Raw genomic sequence first — 12,043 nt, forward strand, 5'->3', positions numbered from 1 at the left:
CATGTTCGCTACATTGATGATGATTGGAGCAAATATTACATCATTTGCCCCATTCTTTGTAGTTGGTGGAGTACCGATTACGTTACAGACATTTTTTGCTGTGCTGGCAGGACTTGTGTTAGGTAGTAGGAATGGTGCCATTGCATGCACAGTATACATGTTGATTGGCTTAGCAGGGGCACCCGTTTTCGCTAAATTTAGTGGGGGCTTCGATAGTATTCTATCACCCACATTTGGTTTTATTTTAACGTTTATCATTGCAGCCTATATAACCGGGAAAGTGGTAGAAACGTTCCAAACCCTAAAGCACTATATTGTAGCCGCACTTTTATCCATGCTGGTTATTTATTTAGCTGGAACGAATTGGATGTACTTGTCCTATAAATTTTGGGCAGACGCACCACCACAGCTTTCCTACCAACTTGTCTGGGGCTGGATGTTGGTACCACTTCCAAAAGATATCATTTTAGCGATTTTTGCTGCCTTCCTGGCTTTCCGGCTTCAAGGGATTTTAAAAATTTTACCTATTAAAACATCAACCAAATTGGAGGATTGACGTATGTGGACTCAGCTTGCACAAGATGTTATGAATGGAAAAGAGTTAAGCAATCATGAAGCACTGGCTATTTTAAATATTAATGACGATGAATTACTTCCGTTGCTTCATGGCGCCTTTCAAATTCGAAAGCATTACTATGGTAAAAAAGTGAAGTTAAATATGATCATGAATGCAAAAAGTGGATATTGTCCGGAAGATTGCGGTTACTGTTCACAATCATCCAAATCAACTGCTCCCATTGAAAAATATCCATTTATTACAAAAGAGGAGATTCTAGAGGGTGCCAAACGTGCGTTTGAAAATAAAATCGGCACATATTGTATCGTAGCGAGTGGACGCGGACCAACCCGAAAAGATGTGAAAGTAGTAAGTGAAGCAGTTGCTGAAATTAAAGAAAAATACGGTTTAAAAGTTTGCGCTTGCCTCGGATTGTTGAAGGAAGAGCAGGCAGAACAGTTAAAACAAGCGGGTGTCGATCGCTATAATCATAACGTGAACACTTCCGAGCGTCATCATAACTATATTACAACAACGCACACATACGATGATCGAATCAATACAATTGACATTGTCAAGAAACACGGGATTTCCCCTTGTTCTGGAGCCATCATCGGTATGAAAGAAACGAAGGAAGATGTTGTTCATATTGCCCGGGCATTAAGAGCGCTTGATGCAGATTCGATTCCAATTAATTTCCTTAACGCCATAGATGGGACAAAGCTAGAAGGAACGAAGGAATTAAACCCAAGGTATTGCTTAAAAGTGCTCGCTTTGTTCCGCTATATGAACCCAACAAAGGAAATTCGAGTCGCAGGTGGTCGCGAAGTGAATCTACGGACATTACAACCCCTCGCCTTATACGCTGCCAATAGTATCTTTGTTGGCGATTACCTGACAACTGCTGGCCAAGAAGAAAACATGGACTATCGAATGCTAGAGGATCTTGGTTTTGAGATTGAACTGACAGAGAAACAGGAAGAACTTAGCAGAGTGTAATCAGGATCAACTTAATAGATTCCAAAAGCAAAAAAGTGCAAATTCTACTAAACTGAATTTGCACTTTTATTAGTATTTCGGATTAATCACAATTTCGACCCGGCGGTTTTTTGCTTTGCCTTCTTCAGAATTATTCAATGCAAGCGGCATGGTTTCACCATAACCTGCTGTACTCATCTTGATATGGTCCACTTTTCCGCTTTGTCGTATATACGTTTCGACCGATTTTGCTCTTTTTTCTGATAACGTAAGATTATATTGGTCATCACCTGTATTATCCGTATGGCCATTAATTTGAATTACCGTATCCTCTTTCAATGATGCTAAGTTTGTTATCAGCTCATTCAATGTTTTTTGGGCATCAGGTTTCAAAACGCTTTGATCATGATCAAATAAAATGTCATCAGGTAATTGGATTTTTGTTTCTTCCCCATCTGTGGTAACACTTGTATCTTCCGGAGCGTTAACAATTGGCGGTTCCGGATGCAGGACGATTTCAATCATATTCCCGCCTTCCTCATTTGGAACTACCTGCTCACCACTCATTTTTTCAAAGGATTCCCCGTAAGTTTGGTTCATTTTTGTTTGCAGTAAATGCGAACTTTGAGGTTTTGAAGTAATAACCATCGTACCTGTTTCTGTAATAGTGTCATATGGAATCTGTAATGAAAACGACCCATCACTAACGACATTGGCTCTGGAACTTACCCAATTTTGCGCGACAGCAGCCTCTTTAGATGAAAAATAAGAAGCAACCATCTCTGTTCCTTCTAATAAATTGGATTTCCCGTTTACATAGAAATAGTGATGATCATTCGTTAATTCTGTTTCGACCCATACATTCGTACTTCCATAATCTTGAGGAACCTTTTCCCTTTTTGGTGTTTCAATCGGATATACAGTTTTTTCCCTTCTAGGTAACACCAGAAGGGAAGCGAAGATTTTTTGGTATTCTTCGTCCAACAATTCATATTTATAGACAAATGGTCCTTTAAAGTTCTCCCCATACTCACCATAAACAGCCTTAACCTCATCTGTCTGCGCCAAGCCTCCAAGCGCAACTTCAATTGTTACTAAAACATAACCGTTGTCCTTTAAATCTGTCGGGATTTCAAATGTAAAATCCCCATTTTGATCGACTTCTGCACCTTTATCACAAAGAAGGCAAATCGGATTTCGAACTGAAAATGGCCGGTCCAGCCAATCAATTTCTACTATTGTACCTTCCATTAAATTACTATTCCCTTTGACTACAATCTTTCCATTTTCGTTTACTACTTCTCCACTTAATTGGATATCAGTAGAATTAGTTTCATCAACTTTATTTTCTGACTCTTCTTTTTGTTCTCCATTTAATTGTTCTGTAACAATACCACTACTTTTCTCTTCTTTTGTCTGTGTTTCCCCATTACTCTCACAGGCAACTAAGAATAATAGTGTTACAAAAATAAGTATAAACCAGGTTGTTTTCCTCTCCATAGTCCCCTCCTAAAATTCCAATTCTTTATATAAGTTAAATGACTTTTGTAAATTTTGGAATAAGTTCATAGCCCTAGGATAAATATCATTTTTATAGAATATTGCAACCTATAAATTTTATTGGGGAATCTATTTATCAGATACCAGTGTAACGACTACAGTAACCTTATGCTTTTTTTAATACCTAGTTTTCATATACTTTTGTAATAAGTTGGCTAACTTTTATACTAGCGCCAACAATAATGACATCATTTGTGAAAAAACTCTTTGTCCACTTTAAGTACATTAACAAAGTGTTGGTCGGTTAAATTAATAGGCGTTCTTATTTCAGTGGAAACTAGCCTTTTAATAGTCATCTTGAAACTGTTACTTGTTACTTCTAGAAAAGCAACGTTTTGGATAGTTAATTCAAGTAAATAAGTCCTTTACTTATTTGAATCAAGCTTGCCCATAGAAAACATAGATATCAAATTACACCATTATTTTATCTGTTCATCATTTAAAGATGCCCCAAAAGCAAAGCTCTTGGGACACCCTTTAAACACCATTTCAACTAATTGCAAAGAATAGACCGCCATACTAAGGTGATGGTCTATTTGAATCGGTTTTACGTTGTGAACCTATTTCTTCTTATGGCTCAGCATGCAACATAATTATTTCCGATGGATTCTTGCCTCTTAAAAAAACTTATATTGGTTTTTCCCTTTTCTTTTTGCCTCGTACATAGCTATATCCGAGTTCTTTAACAATAGTTCTAGTGTATCCCCGTCTTTAGGGTATAGGCTGATTCCAATAGTACCTGTAACAAATGTTTTAATGGAAGAAAAATGAAACCCCGATTTTACTTCTGATAAAATCTTTTGAGCGATTATTTCCAAATTTGAACTTGTTATATCTTCTAGTAATATCATAAATTCATCACCGCCATACCTGGCAGCGATACCATTATATTCCATCACGATAGGCAGAATTCTTCTAGCAACTTCTTTCAATAAGGCATCACCTATCTCATGCCCGTAAACGTCATTTACTTGTTTAAAACCATCTAAATCAAGGAATAGAATGGCTAATTCACCTTTATTATGTTGGGTTCTCCTACTGAATTCCGTAAAAAATAAATAACGATTTGGAAGCAGCGTCAGTTGATCATAATAGGCTAAATGACTTGTCTCATTATGTTTTTCTTCTAATGAAGAAAGCATTTGATTAATTGAACTCTCAAGAATAAACAATTCATCCTTAAAGTATTTACTTTGTGTAACCCTCGCTTTAATATCCTTATTCTCCTGAATCTGATTTAATTGCCACGAGAGATTGCCTACCCGACTGAGTATGAAGCGATTTAGAAGAAAAATGACAAGTATTATGAAAAATAAACTTGCAGCAACTAAATAGATGGTAATTTGGCGTACAGTCTTTTTTTCCTCTAAATAAAAATTTCGTTTATGATCAAAACTTATCTGATAGACAGAGTCTTTAGAGTAATCACTTAATAGTAATGAACCTGTTAATAAAGTTTCACTAATATTTTCAACATTGAATTGTTGTTCAACTTTGTTTACTTCAATAGGTTTAAGAGAAAGATTTAACGAAAGTTCATCGGACATTTCTTTTATGCTGTAATCATTGATTAGTCGACCCATTATTAATGTCCCAACTGATGGACCTTCTCCGTTACTTTGATAAATTGTTTCAAGCGAAGTCATGGCTAAGCCATTAGCCGTACTAACTAGACGTGTTTCGCTAACTCTATCCTGGTTAGTTAAAAGTGGCAAGAATGTTTTATAAAAGTCTGATTCTAATTCAGTTGGTTTCTTTTCCTCCAAGCTATACCCTAACTGTAAGACTAATTGTTTTTGATTATCGATGAACACATAGAAATCTACCTGATTATTTTCTAATGTGATTTTATCAAGATTCCGCTGAAGATACTTTTCGTTTTTATAGATCATATAATTATAGGTATCATCCCAAACCGCCCAATCACGAGTCATGATTCCCAAAACATCCACATTCGAAAGTATATTGTTATTTACTCTCTTCACATCTTCTAATGTATCAATACGATCAAGCTCAGTCGCCTCTTCTAACAGCATCGGAGTTAAATATGATAAGAGCAGTGAGATAAAAAGAGCCATTGAAAAACCAACTACAAGAATGGTCATTAATTTTAGTTTCAATCTGTTTCCCTCACTTATCTGATAATGTGACTTTCACATCACACTCCTATAATGTAGTTAGTCTTGTCATTTCTATTTACAACTTTACTTGAACATATAAAATAAATGCACATAAGCCATCACTAGTATTTGTATTTTTTATAACAAACATTCGATTAATGATCGAAAACGTTATATCCTATTTTGGAACCGCTTAGATAAACGCTAAAAAACCCTATACGTGTATAGGGCGCCCGAAAAGACAAAATACATTCGCAACTGGCTGGCATATCAATGACTTAGCCCCTATAGTTTTGCGTCCTACTTTTTCAAGTAGTTTGCCCCCATAAAATTATAGTATGAAATTATTATTAATTTAATATTAATATACCATATCGTAAACAGCCGAGAAGAGATATATTTACTCGCAATAATTATTAGATTTGATGTACTTTCTATTTTATGAGGATGTGCTGAGAATTAAAGACTCGCATGAAGAGAAGGACGATAAGCATAGAATGGCTTAAGGAGAAAGAGACGATTCCTCTTACTCTTTTTTTCTGAATAATATTTACAATTTTCAGATTTTTAAGTATATTAAATAAGACCATTTAGAGTCTTAGTTCCTTAAATTAAATGTTGTAAAACTACTTAATTTATTCTGCCTAGACTGCTAAATCGGGAGTTTATAACCGAGTTCAACGGAAGATTACCTAAGGTTACATATAATTCCTTTAGTGTCATCTAGAAAAATGATGGAAATACATAACGGAAGATAGGTTGACAAGTTTTTTGTTGATAGATTTTGAGAAGGCAAAAAACAATATTACCAGATTTAGATACAACCATTTGTTTTCATAACAATAAGCCAAATTCTGTCTTATCAACTGTCGACTGTATACACTTTTTTCTATCGAACTTATTCTCAAAAATTATAAAAGGAGTGATTGACTTGCTAGAACCATCGGCAAAAATTCAATTAGAAAAGCCAAAAGGGTTTATTCGATTTCTTAATGGAATTGAGCGATTGGGAAATCGTCTTCCCAATCCATTTGTTTTGTTTATCTGTTTAGCTCTATTGTGTATTTTGGTTTCTTGGCTGGTACATGCCTTCGGAGTTTCTGTTATACATCCAGGAACAGGAGAAGAAATATTCGTCAAAAGTTTAATCTCTACTGAAGGGTTAGCATTTATATTAGGATCAGCGATAGATAATTTTGTTAGCTTTAACCCGCTGGGAGTCGTCCTTGCATTAATGTTGGGGATTGGCCTATGCCAAAAAATTGGTTTATTTGAAGCTGCCATAAAGAAAACCATCTTGGGTGCTCCAAAAGCTATTATTACATATGCCGTGTTGTTTATCGGAATCCTTGGCAATATTGCATCAAATGGAGCGTATGTTGTAGTTCCTCCTTTAGCGGCAATGGTTTTCCTTGCTGTTGGAAGGCATCCTTTGGCAGGAATGGCTGCAGGGATTGCGGGTGTCGGTGCTGGTTTTACTGCCAATATTTTAATTACGGATTTTGATGCACTTATTTCGGGAATCTCGACGGATGCTGCAAAAACCATCAGTAGTGACATTGTGGTAACCCCTATTGATAACTGGATTTTTATGAGTATATCTGTTTTCGTACTTACGATTACGGGTGCATTCGTTACTGAACGGATCATTGAGCCAAAGTTGGGCGCTTATAAAGGAAGCGGGCAAGAAGAAGCAATAACAGCAGTTGGGCCGTTAGAAACAAAAGCCTTAAGAAATACAGTGATTTCAGCATTAATATATATTGGTTTTGTTGCTATATGTTTATTTATCCCAAATAGTCCTTTAAGAAATGAAACTGGTGGATTCATTCCCTCACCGTTTTTGGATGGAATCACGATGTTTCTTCTATTCTTCTTCTTAACGATAGGGATTACATATGGTGTATCCGTCAAGAAAATCAAGAATTCAAGTGATGTAACGAATTTTATGGTTGATGGAATCAAGGATATGAGTACCTTCATTGTATTGGCATTCGCCATTGCACAGTTTATTGCTTATATTCAATGGAGTAATTTGGCAATATGGATTTCCGTGGACGGATCAGAACTGCTTAAATCCATTAATTTCACTGGTTTCCCGGTTATTATTCTATTTGTATTATTAACGGCTGTATTAAGTCTCTTTATTACAAGCGGTACTGCTTTATGGTCAGTCCTGGCACCAGTCTTCGTACCTATGCTGATGCTATTAGATTTCCATCCGGCATTTATACAAGTGGCCTACCGGGTTGCGGATTCGGCAACAAATATGATTACGCCACTTAATCCGTTTGTGGCGATCATGCTCGTATTTATTACCAAATATGATAAAAAGGCCGGGCTAGGGACGCATATTTCTTTAATATTCCCTTATACCATCGCATTCTTATTTGTTTGGATCATCATGATATGCATCTTTGGCCTATTTGGAATTCCAGTCGGACCAGGGGTAGATATGTATTTAAAATAATTGAAAGTGGGGGTTATGATGAATAGTTCAAAATTGAATAGTATCTTGGCAGACAGAAGAGATGAGTACTTGGAGCAATTATTTACCTTGCTTAGACAGAAGAGTATAAGTGCCGAAAATATAGGCATGGAAGATTGTGCCCAATTAGTAAAAGGGATGCTGGACGAAGCAGGATTGAATAATACGAGATTAATTGACACAGGTGGCCATCCCGTTGTTTACGGGGAAATCATGAAGGATCCCGACGCTTTTACATTATTAATCTATGGGCATTATGATGTTCAGCCCGCAGATCCACTGGAGGAATGGAATTCACCTCCTTTTGAACCAACAATCAAGGATAATAAAATCTATTGTCGAGGCGCAGGAGACAATAAAGGTCAATTCCTGGCGCAAGTGTTGGCGATTAAAACATATCTGGATTCCATTGGTGAACTTCCGATTAATATAAAAATGGTCATTGAAGGAGAAGAAGAAGTTGGCAGCAGAAATCTAGCTTCCTTCGTTGAAACCAATCGGGATTTATTGAAAGCCGACCTTGTCTATACATCTGATGGACCTATGCACTCTTCCGGAGCACCGTTTGTGTTGCTTGGCGTAAGAGGAATGCTCTATTTGGAATTGACAGCCCAAGGAGCAGATTGGGATAACCATTCGGGCAACAAAGGAAACATTGTTCCTAACCCGGCATGGCAACTAATTGACTTAATGCACACGATGCGTGATCGAGATGGAAAAGTTTTAATAGAAGGCTTCTATGATAATATCCGGAAACCTTCGGAAAAAGAAAAAGAACTGATTCGAAACCTCCCTTTCAACCGCGAACAAGTGGCAGAACAAATCGGATATAATGATCTGGATATGGATGGAGAAACCTATTATCATAAACTAACAATGGAACCGACATTCAATATAGCTGGATTTACCAGCGGATACGGCGGTGAAGGGGCGAAGACGATCATTCCTGCAAAGGCAAACCTTAAGCTGGATATACGCCTCGTAGTCGATCAGGACCCTGATGATATTTATGAAAAGGTTTGTAACCATGTCAATAAATTTTCACCCGGTGTGAAAGTGTCCCGTATAGGTGCTATGCAACCATCCAGGACGCCCGCTGAACTGGATGTAGTCAAAGTCGTAACAGATGCAGTACGAACAAGTTATGGAATGGAACCGGTGCTACAACCAAGCCTGGGAGGAAGCCTGCCTGATTATGTATGGACCAAGATTCTAAACTTGCCATCCATCGTTGTGCCCTATGCAAACTTTGACCAAGGCAACCATTCACCGAACGAGAATCTTGGACTAGACAACTTTTTCAATGGGATTAAATGTACTTGTCAGGTTATTCATGAACTTGGGGAATATGCTTAGAGCAGCAAAAACTAAATAAGTGAAGCATTACAGTCGATTTTATCTTTCCGGGACCTGACCACTACTTCCGCAGATAAAATCAATAGACTTCACAAGTAAAGAAGTGCAAATTCTAATATACTGAATTTGCACTTTTTTATTATTTCGGATTGATTACAATCACTACCCAAACGTTTTTTGCATTTCCTTTAATTTGATTTTATTCGATTTGATTTGATTTGATTTGATCAATCTAGCTCCTCTATGAAGAAACATTAAGCCGATTCATTAAATCGAACGATTTTATTTGATATTTTTTCTGTTTAAACAAAAAACCAGTTGAAATATCAGTTATCCCGATTTTTCAACTGCTTCCATTCTATATAGCTTATAAGAACACCATGATATAAATAACTATTAAATAATTCCCTGCATACGTAAAATAATCTCTGCTATTACTGCTGAACCCAGGAATGTACCTAATATTACGAACATCCCTACAATAATCGTTTTCCATCCTAATTTAGCAAAATCAGTCCATGAACGACCTATTGAGATACCCGCATAAGCCAAAATCGGTGTTGCAATGGCTAATAGATTGACTTTGGCTGTCCACTCGACAATTTGTTCAGACCCAGGCACGCCTGGAATTGTAATGAGAAATGCTAATATTCCAATATAGGCAATACTCGGGATTTTTTTGTACGGATTCAGTCTATGAAGGATTAATCCAACCAAACTTATGGCCGCCAAAGTCAGAATTCCTGGAATTGACTCAAGTGGCATGACCTCATAACCAATCCAGTTTCCGATGATCACCATAAAAGAGACAATGATAAACAAGATAATCCATTCTTGAATATTTTTTAGCATAGATTATTTCACCACCCTTGTTTTTGAATCATCATTATCTTTCTCTGTTAACACTTCAATGTTTGATTCCGTATCAAGATTTGAAACCATTACAGCTTTGCCACTTTTTTTATCTCTTCGTTTCGTTAATACTTTATACATTTTTTCTGTTAATGGTAACCCTATAAAGATACTTGCATATAACCCAGTAACAGATGTTAATAGGTTACTAGCCCCTGAAAAAGCTGTAATCGTATCAGCCATATCCGGGAATGCAGCAACTAGTGGTCCCAGTGAAGCAGCTGTCATACTTCCACTTCCAACTCCAGTAGCCATAGCAAATGAATAGGGGTGAAGCGGGAGTGTAGTAGCCAAGAAACCAGAAGCTAATCCTATAAAGATAGATCCAAATACAGTACCGAAAATATACATGGACATGACGCCACGTCCTTCTGGAGAAGAAAGTCCAAATTTGTCAGTAATTAAGGCTAGATTCCCTTCTCGACCAATGGAGTGAGTCATACCAATACTTTCTCTTTTTAATCCCAATAAAATTGCAACAGGAAGCGCTAGGAAAATGGTACCTAAGTTTCCGATTTCCTGGAGGATCAAAGCTGGCCCCGCTGAAATCAATTGAGGTAAAGCGGGTCCTGCTTGAAGGCCAAACTTTGCAATTAATAGAGTGAGTGTAATATAAACTAGTGTTTCAGCATTTTCCGACTGTTTTTTGGTAACAACCGGAGTAAAATAAATGGCAATGCCAATGATTACTGCATAAAGCATAGGAAGTAATAAAATAATACCCATACCGACGGATATACTATGCTGTCCAATCAATTCTGTAACAATAACGATTGCTAATACGATAAGATGCAGACGCCAATCTTTCCATAAACCAAATGCTTTTCCCTCCATAGACATTGCTCCTTTATATGAGAATTCGAATGCTTCCTATACTTGTACCTCTTTTGCATGGACTTGCATATATTCCAAAGTTGCTTGTCCAAGAATTTTGGCTGCAATTAATAATGCTCTCTCATCAATATCGAATTTCGGATGATGGTGTGGATAGGATACTTCCCACTCAGGGTTTCTTGCACCTGTAAAGAAGAAAGTTCCTTTTACCTGTTGTAAATAATAAGAGTAATCTTCCCCACCCATAACAGGTTCTGTTTCTTTTACTGCTGTTACTCCTGGGATTTTCTTCGCTATTTCTGCTACGAACTCCGTCTCTTCCTTATGGTTAACAAGTGTTGGATAACCGCGGGTATAGTTGAATTCATAGCCTGCTCCAGCTGTTTCACATACGCCTTTAACGACTCTCTCCATCTCTTCTTCCATAAATGCACGAGTCTCTTCTTTAAAAGTCCTAACCGTTCCAAGCATTTCTGCATGGTCTGCAATAACATTATATGGATTTGCTGCTACAAAGGAGGTAACGGATAACACGGCAGCATCTAATGGATCGATTTTACGGCTGACAATTTGGTTTAAACTGTTAATGAGTTGACTGCCGACCGCTATGCTATCAATCGTTTGCTGTGGATAGGCTCCATGACCCCCACGCCCTTGTATGCGAATAGTAAACATATCCGGTGCTGCTTGAAGGGAGCCCACGCGATAACCAATTTCGCCTAATGGCGCTTCTGCCTGCAAGTGTGTACCAAAAATAACATCGACACCATCTAAACAGCCATCCTCAATCATGGAAATGGCACCGCCTGGAGGTAATTCTTCTGCATGTTGATGAAGAAATACTACGGTTCCAGAGAGCTCTGACTTCATTTTATTTAATGCTTTTGCCAAGCCTAATAGAGTTGCCGTATGTCCGTCATGACCACATGCATGCATCACACCATCGTTTTTAGACTTATAAGGTACGTCCGTTTGTTCAACAATCGGCAGCGCATCAAAATCTGCACGTAATGCAACTGTAGGGCCTGGCTGATCACCCTTTAAATAAGCAACAACACCATTCCCGCCAACTCCTGTTCGCGTTTCATGCCCTAACTTTTTGTGGAAATCAGCAATATATTCTGCTGTTTTCACCTCTTTAAATGACAATTCCGGATACTGGTGCAGGTGACGGCGTATCTCCACAATTTCCTCATAAACCTGATCTAATCCATCAAACAATTTTTGCATACAATTTTC

The 12,043-nt window shown here is 37.5% G+C and carries 9 protein-coding genes and 1 riboswitch; of the genes, 4 read left to right on the forward strand and 5 right to left on the reverse strand.

Annotated features, from left to right (window positions below):
- Position 1 precedes the first annotated feature (1 nt).
- Both ACFQU5_RS19565 and bioB read left to right on the forward strand, forming a co-directional pair.
- A complete protein-coding gene (locus ACFQU5_RS19565; protein ID WP_486395364.1) occupies positions 2-556 on the forward strand; it encodes a biotin transporter BioY in 555 nt (184 codons plus the stop codon).
- 3 nt (positions 557-559) lie between these two features.
- Positions 560-1,555, forward strand: coding sequence for a biotin synthase BioB (gene bioB, locus ACFQU5_RS19570; protein ID WP_390291814.1), 996 nt, complete (start codon positions 560-562; stop codon positions 1,553-1,555).
- Between the two features lie 69 nt (positions 1,556-1,624).
- Here the strand turns inward: bioB and ACFQU5_RS19575 are convergent, their stop codons facing one another.
- Complete coding sequence (locus ACFQU5_RS19575) at positions 1,625-3,034, reverse strand: OmpA family protein (protein ID WP_390291816.1); 1,410 nt, start codon at positions 3,032-3,034, stop codon at positions 1,625-1,627.
- A gap of 677 nt (positions 3,035-3,711) precedes the next feature.
- The gene (locus ACFQU5_RS19580) at positions 3,712-5,214 is read right to left on the reverse strand and encodes a sensor domain-containing diguanylate cyclase (protein ID WP_390291818.1); all 1,503 of its coding nucleotides are present in this window, start codon (positions 5,212-5,214) and stop codon (positions 3,712-3,714) included.
- A gap of 250 nt (positions 5,215-5,464) precedes the next feature.
- Positions 5,465-5,546: riboswitch (cyclic di-GMP riboswitch) on the reverse strand.
- 599 nt (positions 5,547-6,145) lie between these two features.
- Between ACFQU5_RS19580 and ACFQU5_RS19585 the strand changes: the two genes are divergently transcribed.
- Together ACFQU5_RS19585 and ACFQU5_RS19590 are read left to right on the forward strand one after the other, a co-directional pair.
- Positions 6,146-7,684 carry an AbgT family transporter gene (locus ACFQU5_RS19585; RefSeq protein ID WP_390291820.1) on the forward strand — a complete coding sequence of 513 codons (1,539 nt, stop codon included), beginning with the start codon at positions 6,146-6,148 and terminating at the stop codon, positions 7,682-7,684.
- Between the two features lie 18 nt (positions 7,685-7,702).
- Positions 7,703-9,058, forward strand: a complete 1,356-nt coding sequence (locus ACFQU5_RS19590) for a M20/M25/M40 family metallo-hydrolase (protein ID WP_390291822.1) — start codon at positions 7,703-7,705, stop codon at positions 9,056-9,058.
- Between the two features lie 396 nt (positions 9,059-9,454).
- Here ACFQU5_RS19590 and ACFQU5_RS19595 read toward each other — a convergent pair whose 3' ends face one another.
- From ACFQU5_RS19595 to ACFQU5_RS19605, 3 genes are read right to left on the reverse strand one after another with little or no spacing between them, the layout of a single operon-like run.
- On the reverse strand, positions 9,455-9,910 hold the full coding sequence (locus ACFQU5_RS19595; RefSeq protein ID WP_390291823.1) for a hypothetical protein: 456 nt from the start codon (positions 9,908-9,910) through the stop codon (positions 9,455-9,457).
- Positions 9,911-9,913: 3 nt separating this feature from the next.
- Complete coding sequence (locus ACFQU5_RS19600; RefSeq protein WP_390291824.1) at positions 9,914-10,804, reverse strand: DUF3100 domain-containing protein; 891 nt, start codon at positions 10,802-10,804, stop codon at positions 9,914-9,916.
- A gap of 36 nt (positions 10,805-10,840) precedes the next feature.
- Positions 10,841-12,034 (reverse strand): M20 family metallopeptidase, encoded by a 1,194-nt coding sequence (locus ACFQU5_RS19605; RefSeq protein WP_390291825.1) that lies wholly within the window; start codon positions 12,032-12,034, stop codon positions 10,841-10,843.
- Between the last annotated feature and the right edge of the window lie 9 nt (positions 12,035-12,043).

Source organism: Ureibacillus sp. GCM10028918, assembly GCF_042666115.1.
Taxonomy (GTDB): domain Bacteria; phylum Bacillota; class Bacilli; order Bacillales_A; family Planococcaceae; genus Ureibacillus.

Coding starts and splice junctions, on each gene's coding strand:
- bioB (WP_390291814.1), top strand. CDS start 560: ATGTGGACTCAGCTTGCACAAGATGTTATGAATGGAAAAGAGTTAAGC.
- ACFQU5_RS19590 (WP_390291822.1), top strand. CDS start 7,703: ATGAATAGTTCAAAATTGAATAGTATCTTGGCAGACAGAAGAGATGAG.
- ACFQU5_RS19605 (WP_390291825.1), bottom strand. CDS start 12,034: ATGCAAAAATTGTTTGATGGATTAGATCAGGTTTATGAGGAAATTGTG.
- ACFQU5_RS19600 (WP_390291824.1), bottom strand. CDS start 10,804: ATGGAGGGAAAAGCATTTGGTTTATGGAAAGATTGGCGTCTGCATCTT.
- ACFQU5_RS19565 (WP_486395364.1), top strand. CDS start 2: ATGTTCGCTACATTGATGATGATTGGAGCAAATATTACATCATTTGCC.
- ACFQU5_RS19575 (WP_390291816.1), bottom strand. CDS start 3,034: ATGGAGAGGAAAACAACCTGGTTTATACTTATTTTTGTAACACTATTA.
- ACFQU5_RS19595 (WP_390291823.1), bottom strand. CDS start 9,910: ATGCTAAAAAATATTCAAGAATGGATTATCTTGTTTATCATTGTCTCT.